The following is a 17,706-nucleotide window of genomic DNA, read 5'->3' on the forward strand; positions in this document are numbered from 1 at the left end:
TGCCTTGTGCCCCTTCGACCTGTGGTCAGCGCAACTGCTTTCGCATAAAGATATTGCACAGATACTAAGGAGAGTCTTCCCAGATGCCAAAGATGCGGCCAGATTCGTTTCCCCGGCCCGGGCAGCCATGACCGGCGGCGAAGCAGATGTCGCGATCCTCATGGCGCTGCACAATGGCGCCCGTCATCTTTCGCAACAGCTTGAAAGCCTCGCAGCCCAAAGCCATCGGCAGTGGCATCTGATCGTTTCGGACGACGGGTCGCAGGATGACGGGCCGGCGCTTCTGCAGCGCTTTGCCGCAGGCCGGCCGCAGGGGCAGGTGCGGCTGCTGGCCGGACCCGGACAGGGCTTTGCGCGGAACTTCCTGCATCTTCTGCAGGCGGCGGGGCCGGATGTGCCGATGGCGGCGCTGTCGGATCAGGATGACCTCTGGCTGCCCGAGAAACTGGCGCGCGCCGTCGAGGCGCTGGCGCGCCTGCCCCCGAACCGGCCGGCGCTGTTCTGCGCCCGCACGCTGATCTGCGATGCGGACCTGCGTCCGCTCGCGCCCTCGCCGCGCTGGCGTCGGCCCTTCGGCTTTGCCAATGCGCTGGTCCAGAATGTCGCGGCGGGCAACACGATCGTGCTGAACCGCGCCGCGCTGGATCTGGCGCAGACCCTCGCGCCCCTGGCGGGGGTGGTGCCGGCACATGACTGGTGGCTTTACCAGATCGTCACCGGAGCGGGGGGGATCGTGCTGCGCGATGACCGGCCGGCGCTGCTTTATCGCCAGCACCCCGGCAACCTGATGGGCCGCAACGACACCCCGCGCGCGGCGCTGGCCCGGGCCGCCCGCCTGGGCGACGGCACCTTCCGGCGCTGGGTGGATGCCAATCTTGCCAACCTGGCTTCGGCCCAGGCCTTTCTGACGCCCGAGGCCCGCACCCGCCTTGCCATCTTTGCCGAGGCCCGCCAGGCCCCGGTGCCCGCGCGATTGCGCGGACTTGGCCGCGCGGGGATCTATCGCCAGACGCGCCGCGGCACGGCGGCGATGTGGACGGCGGCGGCCCTGGGGCGGCTCTGATCACTCGGCCAGGATCTGCGCCAGATAGCGGCCATAGTCGTTCTTGCGATACCGTTCGGCGAGCCGCCGCAGCGCCTCGCGGTCGATCCAGCCCTGCTGAAAGGCAATTTCCTCGGGGCAGCCGACCTGCGTGCCCTGGCGTTTTTCCAGCGTGCGCACGAAATTGCCCGCATCCAGCAGGCTGCCATGGGTGCCGGTATCAAGCCAGGCAAAGCCGCGGCCCATCAGCTCGACCGTCAGTTCGCCATCGGCCAGATACATTTCCAGCAGGCTGGTGATCTCCAGCTCGCCGCGCGCCGAAGGCTGCACCGCCCGCGCGCGTTCGGGGGCACTGCCGTCCAGGAAATAAAGCCCGGTCACCGCATAGGGCGAGGGCGCGATCTGCGGCTTCTCGATGATCGCCCGCACCTGGCCGCCGGGATCGAAATCCACCACGCCATAGCGTTCCGGATCGGCCACGCGATAGCCGAAGACCGTCCCGCCCGTGGGCCGCGCGCCGGCCGCCGCCATGAGATCGGTCAGCCCGTGGCCGAAGAAGATGTTGTCGCCCAGCACCATGGCCGAGGGTGCGCCCGCAAGGAAGGCTTCCGCCAGCAGATAGGCCTGCGCCAGCCCGTCCGGGCTGTCCTGGGTGATCCAGGTCAGGGCCAGCCCCCACTGGCTGCCATCGCCCAGAAGCCGCTGGAACTGTTCCTGATCGGCAGGGGTGGTGATGACCGCGATCTCGCGGATGCCGGCCAGCATCAGCACCGACAGCGGATAATAGATCATCGGCTTGTCGTAGATCGGCAGAAGCTGCTTCGAGATGCTCATGGTGATCGGATAAAGCCGGGTGCCGGATCCCCCGGCCAGGATGATGCCCTTGCGCGTCATGGCGCGTCCCTTTCCAGTTCCGCAATGATCCCGGGCAGCGCGGCGCGCCAGTCCGGACGGTCGATACCATGTGCCGCCCTCAGCGCCCGGCAGTCCAGCCGCGAGTTTCGCGGACGCTGCGCTGCGGTCGGCCAGTCGGCGCTGGCGATGGGCACGACCTGCGCCGCAAGCCCCGCCTCGGCCAGTATGGCGCGGGCAAATTCCGCCCAGCTTGCATCCGGCGCGCCGGCGAAATGAAAGGTGCCGCCCGGCCCGGTGCCCGCCGCAAGCCGTGGCGCCAGCGTGAGAAGCGCCGCGGCGATGGCCGCGGCCGGGGTCGGCCCGCCGATCTGGTCATCGACCACGCGCAGCCGGTCCTCTGCGCGGCCCAGCCGCAGGATGCTGCGCAGGAAGTTCGTGCCATGCGCCGAAAACACCCAGGAGGTGCGCAGGATCAGATGCCGCCCGCCGGCCACCCGCACCATCGCCTCGCCCGCGGCCTTGCTGCGGCCATAGGCCGAAAGCGGCGCCACGGGATGCGTTTCATCCATCGGCGCCGCGCCCGCGCCGTCAAAGACATAATCCGTGGACAGATGCAGCAGTGGCACCCCGGCCCGGGCGGCGGCCACGGCCATTTCGCCGGGCACCTCGGCATTCATGCGCCAGGCTGGTTGCGGCGCGGCCTCGGCGCGGTCCACGGCGGTGAAGGCCGCCGCATTGATCACCGCCTCGGCGCCCGATCCGGCGATGGCGCGGGCCGCGGCGCCCGGCTGTTCGAGATCCACCTCATCCCGTCCCGGGGCCGACAGCCGCCAGCCCGGCGGGCACAGCCGGCGCAGCTCGGTTCCCACCTGGCCGCTGCCGCCAAAGACCAGAAGCCTCATGCAGCCGATCCGCTGATGCCCAGCCGCTGCCCCACGCCGGCGCGGTTCTGCAGCGCCTGCCACCATGCCGGATTGTCCAGATACCAGCGCACGGTGCGGCGCAGCCCCTCGTCCAGCGTGACCGAGGGGCGCCAGCCCAGTTCGGTGCGGATGCGGCCGGGATCGATCGCATAGCGCAGATCATGGCCGGGGCGGTCGGCGACAAAGGTGATCAGCCGGTCATGCGGGGCCGATGCCGGCCGAAGGTCATCGAGGATCGCGCAGATCCGGCGCACCAGATCGATGTTGCGGGCCTCGTTCTCGCCGCCGATGTTGTAGCTGCGCCCCAGCGTGCCGCGCCTCAGCACGGTCAGCAGCGCATCGGCGTGATCCTCGACATAAAGCCAGTCGCGCACGTTTTCGCCCGTTCCGTAAACCGGGATCGGCGCGCCCGCCAGCGCGCGCAGGATCACCACCGGCACCAGCTTTTCGGGAAAGTGATAGGGGCCGTAGTTGTTCGAGCAGTTGGTCATCACCACCGGCAGGCCATAGGTTTCATGCCAGGCCCGCACCAGATGATCCGAGGCCGCCTTCGAGGCCGAATAGGGGCTGTTGGGCGCATAGGGCGTTTCCTCGGTGAAGAAGCCCGAAGGCCCGAGCGAGCCATAGACCTCATCGGTCGAGACATGGTGAAAGCGGAAGCCCTCGGGCCGGCCCGCGGCCTCCCAATACTGCCGCACCGCCTGCAACAGCGTGTAGGTTCCGGTGACATTGGTGTCGATGAAGGCGCCCGGCCCGTCGATCGAGCGGTCAACATGACTTTCGGCCGCCAGATGCATCACCGCGTCGGGGCGATGCCGCGCAAGGATCCGGTCAAGCGCCGCCCGGTCGCGGATATCGGCATGTTCGAAGGCATAGGCCGGATCGCCCGCGACATCGGCCACATTGTCCAGGCAGGCCGCATAGGTCAGCGCATCGAGATTGACGACCTCGAACCCCTGGCGCACCGCCAGCCGCACCACGGCCGAGCCGATGAACCCCGCCCCGCCCGTCACTAGTAGCTTCATGAACACGGCCCCGTGCTGATTCCGATTCCCGCATCTTGCGGGCATCTGTATCCCTGCGGCAAGCTATGCTAGCACCTGCGCGGAAGCTTACACAACCCTCGGTAGCCAAGCCCTCTCTGGCGGCCGGGCGACGGGCCGGGAAGGATGGCGATGCAGGCCAAGGCGCCGATACCACTGGTCATTCTGGGCGCCACCGGGCGGATCGGTCGCCTGCTTCTGCGCGCGCCGGGGCCCGAGATCGCGCCCATGCCGCAGACGCGCCACAGCCCGCCGCCGCCGGGATGGTTCCACTGGACGCCCGGCAGCGCCCTGCCCGCTGCGGCGCGGGGCGCGGTCCTGCTGCACCTGGCCGGGCCGACCCCGAGCGGCAGCGGGGGCGACTATGACGATCATCTGACGCTTGCCCGGGCGGGGCTTGCGGCCGCGCGGGCGGCGGGCGTGGCGCATGTGCTGATGGCCTCGTCCGCGGCGGTCTATGGCCGCCCGCCGCCCGGCAGCGTTCCGGACGAAGACAGCCCCTGCCGTCCGTTCACCGCCTATGGCGCGGCAAAGCTGGAGATGGAAAGGGCGCTCTGCGGTCCGGGCGTCACGCTGCTGCGCATCGGCAATGTGGCGGGGACGGATCTGCTGATGCGCAACGCGCTGCTGGCGACAGCGGCCGCACCGTTGCGCCTGGAACGCTTTGCCGACGGCCGCAGCGCCCGACGCGCCTATATCGGCCCCGGCACGCTGGCGCAGGTCATCACCACGCTTGCGCGGCGGGCCGCCGGGGGCCTGCCCCTGCCCGAGGTTCTGAACATCGCGGCACCGGGGCCGGGGGTGGAAATGGCGGCGCTTCTGGCGGCGCTTGCCGCCGCCGGCCGGCCGGTGCCGCATGACGATATCCCTGCCCCGCCGACGGCGCTGGCCGATCTGCCTCTGTGCACGGCGCGCCTTGCGGCCCTCCATCCCTTCACCGCCGATGACAGCTGCCCTGCCGCAATGGTGCAGCAATGGTTGCAGCTGAGCGTCCCGGCATGACACCCGCCAAACGCCTGTTCGATCTGATCGTGGCGCTGGGGCTTGCGGTGCTCCTGGCGCCGGTGATCGGCCTCATCGCGCTCCTGATCCTGCTGCGCGACGGCCGGCCGGTGTTCCATGTCTCGGAACGGATGCACAGCCCGGACCGGCCGTTCCGGCTGTGGAAGTTCCGCACGATGCGCGTCGTGGCCGATGACAGCGGCGTCTCGGGCGGGGACAAGGCCGCGCGGATCACGCCGCTGGGCCGCTTTCTGCGCCGCAGCCGCCTGGACGAGCTGCCGCAGCTGTGGAACATCCTGCGCGGCGACATGAGTTTCGTGGGTCCGCGCCCGCCGCTGCGCGCCTATGTTGACCGCTTCCCGGGCCTTTATGCCCGGGTGCTGAAGGCCCGCCCTGGCGTCACCGGCCTTGCCACGCTGGTCTATCACCGCCATGAGGAGCGCCTTCTGTCGCGCTGCACCAGCCCTGCCGAAACCGATGCGGTCTATGCCCGGGCCTGTGTGCCACGCAAGGCACGTCTGGACCTTCTCTACCTGGAAAACCGCAGCCTATGCCTTGATATCGTGCTGCTTCTGCGGACGCTGGCCCGGCTCATGCCGGATCGGCGGCGCTGAGATCCAGGATGCGGATGCCGCGATCCTCGGCCTGACAGGCCGCGAGCAGCCGCACCGCAAGATGGGTGCGCACATAGCTGGCGTGAAAGGCCGTGGGCGCGCGCAGGGCGATCCGCCCCTCCCCTGCCCCGGCGAACTGCAACCGGTCGATCCAGGTTGCGAACAATGCCGGATCCTGGCCGCGCAACCGCTGACGCACCCGCCCCCAGAGCGAGCGGTCCTCCTGTCCCCGCGGGGACGCAGCCGCGGGAAAGGGCAGGACCTCGGCGCCGGGCGACACCGGCGCCGGGCTGTCCTCGGGCCGGCCCGAAAGCCGCGCCTCGAAATCGCTGCCCACCGCCGCCCAATATGCCCGCGTCGCCGTCAGGATCACATCCGTCGCCAGCGCGTATTCCGCCACCCTGCCCCGGCTGGCCTGACGCCGCAGCCGCAGCCAGCCCAGATCGCGCAGCCGGGCCATCTCGCGCTTGACCGTGCGTTCGTCCACCGACCAGAGCCGCGCGATCTCGCGCTGGCCGACGGCAAGCTCGTCGCGCGCCCAGTTGTAGCGTGCTGTGATCAGTGTCAGCAGCCGCAGCACCAGCCGCTGTTCCTGCTTGCCCTGGGCCAGCGCATAGGCGCCCAGTGCCGTCAGCAGGTCATACTTGCGCGATGCGGCCCTGGGGCCGACTGCACGGATGACTGTCATCTCCGTCCTCGAATGCCTGTGCCGCGCCGGAACGCGGATCTGCCCTGGGGCGCTGCCCCGATTGTTCCGGGATCATGTCCCGGTGCTGCCGTCGCTGCACGAAGAGCCCGCCACCTTGCCGTGATCTCAACGCTCTTCGTCCCTCGGAAGCAATTTGCGTTGAGCGCGACGATTCTGTCAAGCCGTCTCTGCCTGGCGCCCCAAAACCGGGCGCATAACCCTTTTCAGACTCTGAAAAGCAGGTTTGAAAGGTATTGGGGGACAGCCTGCCTGTCACCCCATGGCCAAGCTTTTGTCCCCTCAGCGTCTTTTTCGGTGCCGATCCGTCCCGCCATCGCGCTGGCTGCGGATTCCGCGGCTTCTGCAGCCTGTCCCTGCGGGGACAAACGCGCCGGAGCAGGTAATTTGCGTCCTTCGGCGGTTTCGCAGATCCCACTATATTACCTTTTGCGTTTTTTGCAAATCGCGCGTAAATCGGTTTCAGATAAAAATCTACGTTGGAGGCGGGGCAGATGTTCTCCCATGAAGACCTGAGCCGGATGCAGGCGCAGTCGCTCAAGATGCAGGGCTGGATCCGGCAGCAGACCTATTCGCCGCAGATGGAAAAGACCCTGCGGCGCTTTTCAAGCTGGGAGCTGGGCGAGCTGATCTTCCGCGTCAACCAGTCCACCCTGCGCGGGCGCATGGCCGCCGACCCGTCCCTGCCGCAGGGGCTGGTCGAGGAGGACGGCCGCCAGCGCTGGTTCACGCTGGAAGAGATCAACGACCTGCGCCGCAAGCTGAAGATCAACCGCAAGTCGCTGATGCCGGTGCGCCCCGCGGGCAAGCGCGCGATCCGGGCCGCCATCGCCAATTTCAAGGGCGGCGCCGGCAAATCGACCGTGGCGCTGCATTTCGCCCATGCGGCGGCGCTGGATGGCTATCGTGTGCTGGCGGTGGATTTCGATCCGCAGGCGACGCTCAGCCATTCGATGGGTCTGTCGGATGTGGCCGAGGAATTCACCGTCTGGGGGATCATGGCCCGCGATCTCATCCGCGAGACCGAGCGCATGAATGCGGCCGCGCGGGGGGCGGAAAGCGGCGCCTCGCTTCCGCAGCGCCGCCTGCCCGCGCAGATCACCGAGATGGGCCTTGCCGATCTGCGCGCCAAGGATTTCATCAAGCCGACGTCCTGGCCCACGATCGACATCATCCCCTCCTGCGCGAATGCTGCCTTTGTCGAGTTTGCCAGCGCGCAGTATCGGCATCTGAATCCCGAATGGTCGTTCTTCGCCTCGGTTGCGCGCTATCTCGATACGCTGCCGGCCGATGCCTATGATCTGGTGATCTTCGATTGCCCGCCGGCGATCGGCTATCAGTCGATGAACGCGGTCTTCGCGGCCGATGTGCTCTATATCCCCTCGGGCCCCGGCTATTGGGAATATGACAGCACCACCTCGTTCATCGGCCAGCTGGGCGAGGCGCTGGGGGATCTGTCGCAATTCGCGGGCATCGTCCCCGCGGGGACAATGCAGTTGCCCAAGGCCTTTCTGGATGTGCGCTTCCTGCTGACGCGCTACGAGCCCAACAACGATCTGCACCGTGCGATGTATTCAGCATTCAAGAAGGTTTTTAATGATAGGGTGACCGAGAACCCGATCGAGATGACCCGCGCGGTCGAACAGTCCGGACGCTTCCTGTCCTCGATCTACGAGACGGATTACCGCGAAATGACGCGCGAAACCTGGCGGCGCGCCCGTGGTTCCTTCGATCGGGCCTATGAGGAATTCCGCGGCCATCTTCTGGCCGCCTGGGACAAGCTGGAGACTGAGTCATGAGCAAGCGGCGGATCTTCGACATCGACTTCCCTGAAACCGATGCGCCGGCGGGGGCGGCTGTCCCCGCGGGGACAGAGCTCGAGCACCGGCGCGGCCCGATGGCCGCCGCCATCGTCGAAAATGCCGAGGCGCTGCGCGAACGGCAGGCCGCGGAAGCGGCGATCCGGGCCGAGAATGACCGGCTGGCGCATGAACATGTGCGGCTGAAGAAGCTGGGGCTGATCGTCGATCTGGTGCCGCTGGATCAGATCCGGGTGGACAAGCTGACCCGCGACCGGGCGCAGGCGCGCGATCCGGAACTGGACGAGCTGAAGGAAAGCATCCGCGCCATCGGCCTGTCGAACCCGATCCGGGTGGAACAGGCCGATGAAGGCTATGAGCTGGTGCAGGGCTTCCGCCGGCTCAGCGCCTATCGCGAACTGCTGCAGGAAACCGGCGATCACGACCGCTATGGCCGCATCCCCGCGGGGCTGATCGCGCGCGGCGAAACGCTTGAGGCGCTCTATCGCCGCATGGTCGATGAAAACCTCGTGCGGCGCGACATCTCCTTTGCCGAAATGGCCGAGCTGGCGCGGGCCTATCTGGCCGATCCCGACACGCCGGCGACCAGTATCGACCAGGCGATCGCGCAGCTTTACGGCTCGGCCGGGCGGCAGAAGCGCGTCTATATCCGCAACTTCGCGGCGCTTCTGGACCGGATCGGTGGCAGCCTGCATTTCCCCGAGGCGATGCCGCGGGCGCTTGGGCTGTCGCTGCTCAAGCGCATCGAACGCGAGCCCGGCCGCGCCAGTGCGGTGCAGAAGGCCCTGCAGGCGCGGCCCGAGCGGACCGACGAGGAAGAGCTTGCCATCCTGCGCGCCCATGCCGACGCGGTGGCGGGGATCCTGGAGCCCGAGCCTGCGGCGAAGGGCCCCAAGCGGTCGGGCGGCAATCCCGGGGCGCGGACCAGCCTGCGCGTGGATTGCGGCAGCGGCGCGATCGCGCGCTGCGTGGCCACCGACGGCCGGGTCGAGCTGCGGATGGAGCGCGACTTCTCGGCCGTGGACCGCCGCCGCCTGGAAGAAGCCGTTGCCGCCTTCATGGCGGCGCTGGAGGACTGACCCTTCAGTAAACCGCAAAACGGCCGCCAAATGAGGATTTGGCGGCCGTTTTCTTGTGCGCCAGGGATATTCCGGGGATGCGTGCATCTGTCCCCGCGGGGACGCTAGACCCGTTCCAGCACGAGGAAGGTGAAAAGACCCAGGGGCGGCACACTGGTTTCCGACTTGATGCGCAGCCGAGGCTCGCCCAGCACCCGGTCACGGGGAAAATCGGGATGCCAGCCTAGTTGATCGGCCAAGGGCGCCATGCCGCGCTCGATACGCGCAAGCAGCCCGGTCTCGCGGGCGAAGTGATTGAGGATCAGAACCTCGCCCCCCGGCTTGCAGACCCGCGCCATTTCCGACACCACCCGTTCCGGCTCGGGCACCACCGAAACCAGATACATGGCGACGACGGTATCGAAGGTCGCGTCGGGGAAATCGAGCTGCCGCGCATCCATCTGCCGCAGTTCCTTCACATGCGACAGACCTTCTTCCCGAACCTTGGCCTGCGCCTTGGCCAGCATCTCGTGCGAAAAGTCGATGCCCGTGACCGAAAGGGCGGGGCTGTATTGCGGCAGCGACAGGCCGGTGCCGACGCCCACTTCCAGAAGCGAGCCCTGGCGCGCATTGACATGGGCCACGGCGCGGCGACGGCCGGCACGGGTGATCCGCCCGAAGGTTCCGTCATAGACCGGCGCCCAGCGGCGATAGGAACGCGTGATGGCGTCGATATCCATAAAACTTCTCCTCGTTACTGTGGGTCGGGCAGGCCGGAACGCTTCCTTGTGATGAGGGCATAGCCAAGGGTGATGACATAGGCGCCCGACAGCAGGATCATCAGCAGCCAGAACCGGGTAAAGACCAGCCCTCCGACGACGACCATTCCGATCAGCACCGGCGCCACCTGGTCGCGCCGGATCCGGATCGCCTTGGGCGAGGGGGTCGGCAGGCGGCTGATCATCGCCCAGGCCACCAGCGCCAGCCAGGGGCCGACCAGCCAGGGCATCTGGCGCAGATTCAGCACGCCTTCGGCCGTCAGGAACAGCGGCACCAGCGCCAGAAGCGCGCCGGCCGGGGCGGGGACGCCGGTGAAATGCGGCCGGCCGACCCCCTGGGGTTCCTCGCGGCTGACGTTGAACCGCGCCAGACGCAGGCAGCAGCAGATCACATAGATCAGCACGAACAGCCAGCCGAGGTCACGCATCCCCGTCAGCGCGAACTGGTAGATCAGGATCCCCGGCGCCACTCCGAAGTTCAAGAAGTCCGAGAGCGAATCAAGCTCGGCGCCCATCTGGCTGGTGGCATTGATGCGCCGGGCGATCAGCCCGTCCAGCCCGTCGATCAGCGCCGCGAAGATGATGAGCGAGGCCGCGAATTCATAGCGCCCCATCATCACGAAACGGATCGCCGTCAGCCCCGCGCAAAGCCCGAGGATGGTGATCATGTTCGGCAGCAGATGCAGGAAGGGCAGACGGTCGCGGCTCAGGCGGCGGCGGGGCTTGCGCATCGGTCAGTCCATCCGGGACGGGCGCGGGCCCTCGGCCGAGGCCATGTCGGCCAGCACCGTTTCGCCGGCGATCGTGGTCTGGCCGATAGAGACCAGCGGCGCCACGCCCTCGGGCAGATAGGTATCCAGCCGCGACCCGAAGCGGATCATGCCGAAACGCTCTCCGGCCCCCAGCGCCTGGCCCTCCTTCACCTCGCACAGGATGCGCCGCGCCACGAGGCCGGCGATCTGCACCACGGCGATGCTGCGCCCGTCCTCCATCCGGATGGCAAGGCTGTTGCGTTCGTTGTCGGCGCTTGCCTTGTCAAGCGAGGCATTCAGGAACTTGCCCGGCCGATAGGCGATGCGGGTCACGATGCCCGGCACCGGTGCGCGGTTCACATGGCAGTTGAACACGTTCATGAAGACGCTGACCCGGGTCATCGGGTCGGGGCCAAGGCCCAGTTCTTCAGGGGGCACGGCAGGCTCGATCAGCGACACCACCCCGTCGGCCGGGCTGAGGATCAGCCCGTCGCGCAGGGGCGTCACCCGCGCCGGATCACGAAAAAAGTAGTAACACCAAACGGTTAGACCAACTCCGATCCAGCCGAGAATCTCGGACAGGAAGAACAGCACAAGCGTGACCGCCGCGAATATGGCGATGAACTTGTACCCCTCGCGGTGAATGGGCTTGACCACGGTCGAGATGAGATCAACGGACATCGGCACCTTCTGTATGTCGCGGTTTTCCCCTCTTAGCCCAAGGGCGCCGGCAAGAAAACCGCCCCTGCGCGCTGGCGGTAACCGATCGTCAACACGAATGGGTCAGGATTCGCGGGCCGGAATTGGCCGGTGCCCTGCCGGAGATGCCGCCGCGCGGGATGAGAAGGAATAGACCATGATCCGTTTTTCCCCCGATGCCGACAACGCCCGGGCGGTTCTTGCCGGGCTGAAACGCTCGCAGGCCGTCATCAGCTTCCGGCCCGACGGCACCATCATCGCCGCGAACGAGAACTTCCTGTCCGCGGTCGGCTATTCGCTGACGGAAATCCAGGGCCGGCACCACAGCATGTTCGTCGATCCGGCCTGGCGCGACAGTGCGGAATATGCCGCCTTCTGGCAGCGCCTGGGCGCGGGCAACCACGATGCAGGTCAGTATCTGCGCCTTGCCAAGGGCGGCCGGAAGATCTGGATCGAGGCCAGCTACATTCCGGTTCTGGATGCGCGCGGCAAGGTCGTTCAGGTCGTCAAGTTCGCGACCGACATCACCGCCCGCACCATGCGTCTGGCCGATCTGGAAGGGCAGGTGGCGGCGCTCAACAAGTCGCAGGCGGTCATCAGCTTCGAGCTTGACGGCACGGTGATCGACGCGAACGCCAATTTCCTTGCCACCCTCGGCTATTCGCTTGCGGAAATCCAGGGCCGGCATCACAGCATGTTCGTCGATCCCGCGCAGCGCGCCTCGCCCGAATACCGCGCCTTCTGGGCCAAGCTGGCCAGCGGCCAGTTCGACCGCGGGCAATACCGGCGCATTGGAAAGGGCGGGCGCGAAATCTGGATCGAGGCCTCCTACAATCCCATTCTCGATGCCGAAGGCACGCCCTGCAAGGTGGTCAAGTTCGCCACCGACATCACCCGCCAGATCTTGCTGATGCGGGATCTCAAGCGGCTTATCGATACCAACTTCGCCGAGATCGATCATGCGATCGGAAATCTTACCCGCCAGTCGCAGGCCGCGATGGGGGCGGTGCAGGGCACCAGTTCCAGCTTCCAGTCCGTCGCCGCCGCCTCCGAGGAGATGAGCGCCTCGCTTTACGAGATCGCCGACAGCATGGCGCAGTCGCGCAGCGCGGCCGAAACCGCGCAGGGCAGTGTCGAGCGGGCCGACCGCGCGACGCAGCGCCTTGCTGACGCGACCCGCGCCATGAGTTCGATCGTCGAGCTGATCCAGAGTGTCGCCAGCCAGATCAACATGCTCGCGCTGAATGCCACGATCGAATCCGCGCGCGCGGGCGAAGCCGGACGCGGCTTTGCCGTGGTGGCGAACGAGGTCAAGAACCTTGCCGGACAGGCGGCGCTTGCCACCCGCAACATCGTGACCGAAATCGAGAACGTGCAGGGTGTTGCCACCGATGTGGTCGGGTCGCTGCAGGACATCAAGTCGTCGATCACCGCCCTGCGCGACAGTGTCACCACGACGGCCCATGCCGTCGATCAGCAGAGCGCCGCCACCGATGAAGTCGCGGCAAGCATGCAGAGCGCCTCGGCGGCGGTCAGTGGCATCGGACGGAACATCACCGAAATCACCAGTGCCATTCACCAGACCGCGGGCATAATCGGCACCACCCGCGACGCCGCGCAGGTTCTGGCGCGATAGGCACCGCCACGAGATCGCGGGCCGGGCATTGGTGCGGCAGCGCGCCGACGTTGTGCTGTCTGCGCGCGCGCTTTTGCCACTGGCGCGCGCGGCTGTACAACCGCCGCATGAATCGTGTTGAACTGCGCTGCAGTTCGGGCTGTATTGCGAAGGGCACCGACTTCGGATGCAATGCGTGAGGTAAATGTGACCAGGTTCCAGACATGCCGCCGCGGGCGGCGTTTTCCGGCTGCGGGAAGATGCAGCTGATGAAGGATATGTCCCCGAAATTTCCCGGAGCCTGCGGTGCATATTGATTTCTGCTTCATCGACAGCCAGGAGCGGCTGATCGCCACCGGCTGGAGCCTCGAGAGCGACCCCGGCCTTGGCCTTCAGATCGGCGCGGAACGGCTGGCGCCGCTTGTGCTGGAACGCCACGCCCGCCAGGATCTGCGCAGCAGCGAGCCCTTCGGCTGGATCGCCGTCTTTGCGCTTGGCGAAGTTGCGGGCGCGGGCGAAGAGCCGATCTTTCTCGAATCGCAGGGCGCCGTGGCCGAGATTGCCCCCGACCGGCTGTTCGAGGATGAGCCGCGCCTGGTCGAGATCGGCGTGGACGAGGTCTTTGCCGCCTATGTCCGGCTGGTCGCGGCGGGCGCGATCGGGGTGCCCGGCGAAGACCCAGCGCGTCTGGTGCGGCTGCGGCTGCGCGCCCGGCAGGTCAGCGCGCTTGAAGCCGATGATTTCGCCCTGTCGGTCGATCGCTGTCAGGTTTCGCCCAGCGGCGAGGGATTGATCGTCGGCTGGTTCCTGGGCGCCGGGGCAGGGGGGGCGCCCCTGGTGGCGCTGGCCATGGATGCCCGGCAGGTGGTGCCGGTGACGCTCGCGGCCAACAGCCTGCGCCGTGACGATCTGCACGCCTATGCGCCGCGCTACCGGTTTACCGGGACTGACGGGTTCTGCGGCGCCTTCCGCCTGCCCGAACCGCCCGAAGGCCCGGTGCGGGTGATCCTGATGCCACCGGGCGAGGAGGGCATGCTGCTTGCCGCCCCGGCCGAGCCGCAGCCGCCGGCACGGATCGCGCGCAGTTTCTGCGAGATCGCGCCGGGGCTGGCCGATGCCGCCCAGCGACAGGCGCTGCGCCGGGTGCTGGTGCCACCCACCATGCCCGACCTGCCGGCGGAGCCGCCCCCGACAGATGCCCCGGCCGGCGCGGGGGTGCTGCTGATCCTGGATCACGACCTGTCCGATTGCGATCTGCGTGACGTGCTGCGCAAGCTTCTGGCCGATATCGACGGCCCGGTGCAGCTGCATCTTCTGCGTCCGGCCATGAGCCCGGTTCTGGAACAGGCGCTGCGCGGCGCCGATCACGAAGAGGGCAGCGGGCGGCTGACGCTTGCGGCCGTGTCGCTGACGGCCATGACGCCCCTGTCGGCCGCGCGTCGGGTGGTGTTCGGACGCAGCTCGACGCTGTTCCAGATGGATCTCGCGCCGCTTCTTGCCGCGGCCGCACCCGCCGCGGCGCTGGTGCTGGATCCGATCGGCACGATCGACGGCGCCATGTCACCTGCCGCGCTGCTGCAACGCTTCGAACGCGATGTGCTGCCCTTCGCCGCCGCGATCGACGGCGCCCTGTTCGCCAGCCTTCTGCGCAGGGCGCCGCGCGGGTTCCTGACCCTGGAAGCGCAGTTGCGCCTTCTGCTGGAGGGGCTTGCGGCGACGGGCGGGCTGGATCTGCGCCGCGCCGACATGCACCGCTACTTCGCCGGCCGCGCGGGGCCCCATGCCGAAACCTTCCCCGGTGCGCTTGACTGGCACGCCTGGGACGCCGCCACGCGCAGACTGATGGCAGAGGCCAGCCAATGACCCGCACCGTGATCGTTTCCCATTCCCATCCGGCCCTCAAATACGGGGGCGGAGAGGTTGCGGCCTATCGCCAGTTCGAACATCTGGAAAGCCTGGGCGAGGATGTCTATTTCGTGGGCTCGACCATCGGCCCCGAGGACAGCGACAAGTTCTTCGGCGCCACGCAGCAGGTGGTCAGCTTCGGCCCGCGCGATTTCTGCCTGCGCGGCCGCGGCATGGACGGCTTCATCATGGAGCAGGGTCAGATCGACGACGAGGACTGGATCGTCGAATTCCTTTCTGCCTTCCGCGGCGATGTCTATCACTTCCACCATTTCTGGAACATCGGCGCCGGCACGATCCGGCGCCTGCGCCGGGCCCTGCCGGCGGCGCGTTTCATCTGCACGCTGCACGAGATGACGGCGATCTGCGCCAACCACGGCCAGATGGTCAAGACATCGGGCGAACTGTGCTATGCCGCAAGCGAGGTTGCCTGCGCCGCCTGCCTGCCGGGCCGCAGCCCGATGGATTTCGTGCTGCGGCGTGCACGGCTGCGGGAACTGCTGGACGGTTTCGACGTGCTGCTGTCGCCCAGCGTCTTTCTGCAGAAACGGTTCGAGGACTGGGGCCTGCCCCCGGGCCGGGTCAAGGTGATCGAGAACGGGCTGGACTATCCCGCCCTTGTCGGCGCGGAAACCGAAGAGAGCCTTGCCCGCAAGAGCACGCGCTTTGCCTTCTTCGGCCAGGCGACGCCCACCAAGGGGCTGGATGTGCTGATCCGGGCCGCCAACCTGATCGAGGAGGTGCGGTCCGAGGCCGAGGCCGGCCCGCCGGTGCAGATCGAGGTCTATGGGCTGGATCAGTCCCGCTTCGCCACGCTCTGGCCCGAGCTGAAGATCCCCGAGTCGGTTCGGTTCCGCGGCCGCTATCGTCCGCAGGACTGCATCGGCATCATGCAGGGCTATGGCTGGATCATCATCCCCTCGATCTGGTGGGAAAACTCGCCCGTGATCATTCAGGAGGCCCGCGCGGCCGGCACGCCCATGATCGCCTCGGACATCGGCGGCATGGCGGAAAAGACCGACGGATGGGGCCTGCAGTTTGCCGTGGGCGACCCGGCCGCGCTGGCCACGACGATCCTGTCGGTTCACGGACGGCCCGAGATTCTGGCAGACTTCAAGCGCCGCATCACGCCGCCGCTTGACCTGGCCGGCTTCGTGCAGGAGTGGAAGACCCTGTGCGACCTGTCGTGACGGTCGCACCCCTAGCAAGACGGATGGACGCATGACACTCGACACCTGGAAAACAACCACTCTCGAGGCGTATCTGGAGGCGCATCAGCCGCCGGCGCTGACTGTTTTCCAGCATATTCCCAAAACGGCCGGTTCCTCGCTTGTCGCCGAGATGAACCGCCATATCGGCCATTACACCCCGATCGAGATCGACTACAACGATCCCGACCCCGACGTGCATCAACGCGTCAACAAGGCGGTCGCGCGGTTTCTGGACGCCTGGACGCCCGAGGAAACGCGCTGCACGTCGGGACATATCTTCCGCGAACAGGTCGAGCAGATCCTCGCGCGAGTGCCGGATGTGGGGCTGTTCACCTTCCTGCGGTCGCCCGTCGCGCGGTTCGTTTCGGACTATCGCTATCAATGCACGGTGGATCACCCCGGGCATGAGGATTTTCTGCGCCGTTTTCCCACGATCGAGCATTATCTTGATGCGACCTATGAAATGAACAAGATGTGCCGCTACCTTATCGGCAAGGATGTTGCGGTTGAGGACGGGATCGCCTTCGTGGAAAGGAATTTCCACTTTGTCGGTATCCAGGAAATGTATCCGATGTCCTTCAACATTCTCATGCGGCTTCAGGGTGTCGATGCCTTGCCCACCGAACGCGTGCGGCAAACCAAGGCCATCGCACAGAACGAAGTCGCGCTGAGCGACACGCTGGTCGAGGAAATCCTTGCCCGAAATGCAAAGGATGCGGCGCTTTATGACCATTTCCACAAACTCTTGCTGTCACGTCGGGATCAGTGGCGGGAAATGATCGGCGCGAACTGATTCCCTTCGCAAGGCGCCCGCATATTCGGCATAATCAGGCGACGAAAGGGCAGGACGGAAATCCGCCCGTCACGCCGTTCGGATTTGGCGAACTGTTGCAATAATTTCGCTTGCCGGAGCGCCGATTCGGCAGGTTTATCTAAAACGTGATATAACCGCGTCGAATCAACCCGAACGACCCGTGACGCGGCGGGGAACCGTGAAAGAGTAAACGCATGACGATCTACGAGACTGCGATCCGGAATTTCGAGGCGGCGGCCGATATCCTGACGACGCTTCAGGCGTCGCGGGTAAACATGCTCTCACAGGCGCTGGACAGCATGATCGGTCGCCCGAAAGCCGTCCTGTCCGAGGGATACAACGACATCGGCCTGAGCTTCGGCCTCTGCCTTCCCGCCGGCAAGCGCGGAGATCTTCTCAAGGGTTCCGAAGAGGATACGTCGGTCGAGATCCGCACCTCGGGCATCAGCTGGATGACGCTTGAGGGCGTGGTGCCTGCGAATACCGTGGCTGGCCAGGTTTATCTGGAGATCGAGGCGCAGGGCGAAAGCACCGTCGTTGCCGATGTCTTCATCCGTGAAATCCGTGCGGGTGCCGCCGTTGACGGCCCTCTGCACGAATGGCGCATTTCGCCCGACGGGGTTTCGGTTTTCAAGCTGGCGCTGCCCGAGTCGGATGAACCCGGTGCGGTTTCGCGCCGTGTGATCGTGCATCTGCGCCAGCCGCCGCGCCGTCTTGTCCTGCGCCGTTTCGCGATGACCTTGTTCTGAGTTTACTGCCGCCGGCAGGAATCATATTTCCCCTCAGGGCCGTATCTTCGGATGCGGCCTCTTTCATATCGCGCTGACGGAAATAACGATGCTGGCGATCAGCCCATTGCGTCGCGCGG

The 17,706-nt window shown here is 66.8% G+C and carries 17 protein-coding genes; 10 read left to right on the forward strand and 7 right to left on the reverse strand.

Going from position 1 to position 17,706, the window contains the following annotated elements:
- The first annotated feature begins 127 nt into the window (after window positions 1-127).
- Entirely contained in the window at window positions 128-1,063 is a 936-nt protein-coding gene (locus ACFQXB_RS11300; protein WP_377403444.1) for a glycosyltransferase family 2 protein, read from the forward strand.
- On the opposite strand, the gene rfbA is transcribed toward ACFQXB_RS11300, so the two are convergent.
- The 3 genes from rfbA to rfbB are packed head-to-tail and all read right to left on the reverse strand — an operon-like array spanning window position 1,064 to window position 3,845.
- On the reverse strand, window positions 1,064-1,936 hold the full coding sequence (gene rfbA, locus ACFQXB_RS11305) for a glucose-1-phosphate thymidylyltransferase RfbA (protein WP_377403446.1): 873 nt from the start codon (window positions 1,934-1,936) through the stop codon (window positions 1,064-1,066). It lies immediately after the preceding gene.
- Complete coding sequence (gene rfbD / locus ACFQXB_RS11310; protein ID WP_377403448.1) at window positions 1,933-2,799, reverse strand: dTDP-4-dehydrorhamnose reductase; 867 nt, start codon at window positions 2,797-2,799, stop codon at window positions 1,933-1,935. The genes rfbA and rfbD overlap by 4 nt, the downstream gene beginning before the upstream one ends.
- Window positions 2,796-3,845: a dTDP-glucose 4,6-dehydratase gene (rfbB, locus tag ACFQXB_RS11315; protein WP_377403450.1), complete on the reverse strand. Its 1,050-nt coding sequence runs from the start codon at window positions 3,843-3,845 to the stop codon at window positions 2,796-2,798. Before rfbB ends, rfbD begins: the two co-directional genes overlap by 4 nt.
- Before the next feature lie 150 nt (window positions 3,846-3,995).
- Between rfbB and ACFQXB_RS11320 the strand changes: the two genes are divergently transcribed.
- A complete protein-coding gene (locus ACFQXB_RS11320; protein ID WP_377403452.1) occupies window positions 3,996-4,865 on the forward strand; it encodes an NAD-dependent epimerase/dehydratase family protein in 870 nt (289 codons plus the stop codon).
- Entirely contained in the window at window positions 4,862-5,479 is a 618-nt protein-coding gene (locus tag ACFQXB_RS11325) for a sugar transferase (RefSeq protein ID WP_377403454.1), read from the forward strand. The genes ACFQXB_RS11320 and ACFQXB_RS11325 overlap by 4 nt, the downstream gene beginning before the upstream one ends.
- Here the strand turns inward: ACFQXB_RS11325 and ACFQXB_RS11330 are convergent.
- A complete protein-coding gene (locus ACFQXB_RS11330) occupies window positions 5,457-6,167 on the reverse strand; it encodes a DnaA N-terminal domain-containing protein (RefSeq protein ID WP_377403457.1) in 711 nt (236 codons plus the stop codon). The two genes, ACFQXB_RS11325 and ACFQXB_RS11330, sit on opposite strands and share 23 nt — an antisense overlap.
- Before the next feature lie 512 nt (window positions 6,168-6,679).
- Between ACFQXB_RS11330 and ACFQXB_RS11335 the strand changes: the two genes are divergently transcribed.
- On the forward strand, window positions 6,680-7,984 hold the full coding sequence (locus ACFQXB_RS11335; protein WP_377403460.1) for an AAA family ATPase: 1,305 nt from the start codon (window positions 6,680-6,682) through the stop codon (window positions 7,982-7,984).
- Window positions 7,981-9,084 carry a ParB/RepB/Spo0J family partition protein gene (locus tag ACFQXB_RS11340; protein WP_377403462.1) on the forward strand — a complete coding sequence of 368 codons (1,104 nt, stop codon included), beginning with the start codon at window positions 7,981-7,983 and terminating at the stop codon, window positions 9,082-9,084. Before ACFQXB_RS11335 ends, ACFQXB_RS11340 begins: the two co-directional genes overlap by 4 nt.
- Before the next feature lie 104 nt (window positions 9,085-9,188).
- Here ACFQXB_RS11340 and ACFQXB_RS11345 read toward each other — a convergent pair whose 3' ends face one another.
- From ACFQXB_RS11345 to ACFQXB_RS11355, 3 genes are read right to left on the reverse strand one after another with little or no spacing between them, the layout of a single operon-like run.
- Window positions 9,189-9,803: a class I SAM-dependent methyltransferase gene (locus ACFQXB_RS11345; RefSeq protein WP_377403465.1), complete on the reverse strand. Its 615-nt coding sequence runs from the start codon at window positions 9,801-9,803 to the stop codon at window positions 9,189-9,191.
- Between the two features lie 14 nt (window positions 9,804-9,817).
- Window positions 9,818-10,573, reverse strand: a complete 756-nt coding sequence (pssA, locus tag ACFQXB_RS11350; protein WP_377403468.1) for a CDP-diacylglycerol--serine O-phosphatidyltransferase — start codon at window positions 10,571-10,573, stop codon at window positions 9,818-9,820.
- A gap of 3 nt (window positions 10,574-10,576) precedes the next feature.
- Complete coding sequence (locus ACFQXB_RS11355; RefSeq protein WP_377403471.1) at window positions 10,577-11,275, reverse strand: phosphatidylserine decarboxylase; 699 nt, start codon at window positions 11,273-11,275, stop codon at window positions 10,577-10,579.
- A 175-nt stretch (window positions 11,276-11,450) separates the two neighbouring features.
- Between ACFQXB_RS11355 and ACFQXB_RS11360 the strand changes: the two genes are divergently transcribed.
- The 5 genes from ACFQXB_RS11360 (at window position 11,451) to ACFQXB_RS11380 (ending at window position 17,587) form a co-directional block, all read left to right on the forward strand.
- Window positions 11,451-12,929, forward strand: coding sequence for a methyl-accepting chemotaxis protein (locus ACFQXB_RS11360; protein WP_377403474.1), 1,479 nt, complete (start codon window positions 11,451-11,453; stop codon window positions 12,927-12,929).
- A gap of 285 nt (window positions 12,930-13,214) precedes the next feature.
- On the forward strand, window positions 13,215-14,771 hold the full coding sequence (locus ACFQXB_RS11365) for a hypothetical protein (protein ID WP_377403477.1): 1,557 nt from the start codon (window positions 13,215-13,217) through the stop codon (window positions 14,769-14,771).
- Window positions 14,768-16,003: a glycosyltransferase gene (locus ACFQXB_RS11370; protein WP_377403480.1), complete on the forward strand. Its 1,236-nt coding sequence runs from the start codon at window positions 14,768-14,770 to the stop codon at window positions 16,001-16,003. Before ACFQXB_RS11365 ends, ACFQXB_RS11370 begins: the two co-directional genes overlap by 4 nt.
- A gap of 31 nt (window positions 16,004-16,034) precedes the next feature.
- Window positions 16,035-16,817, forward strand: a complete 783-nt coding sequence (locus tag ACFQXB_RS11375) for a sulfotransferase family 2 domain-containing protein (RefSeq protein WP_377403483.1) — start codon at window positions 16,035-16,037, stop codon at window positions 16,815-16,817.
- A gap of 215 nt (window positions 16,818-17,032) precedes the next feature.
- Window positions 17,033-17,587 carry a hypothetical protein gene (locus tag ACFQXB_RS11380; RefSeq protein ID WP_377403486.1) on the forward strand — a complete coding sequence of 185 codons (555 nt, stop codon included), beginning with the start codon at window positions 17,033-17,035 and terminating at the stop codon, window positions 17,585-17,587.
- Window positions 17,588-17,706 lie beyond the last annotated feature (119 nt).

It is taken from the genome of Halodurantibacterium daqingense (assembly GCF_042666235.1).
GTDB classification, from domain to species: Bacteria; Pseudomonadota; Alphaproteobacteria; order Rhodobacterales; family Rhodobacteraceae; genus Halodurantibacterium; species Halodurantibacterium daqingensis.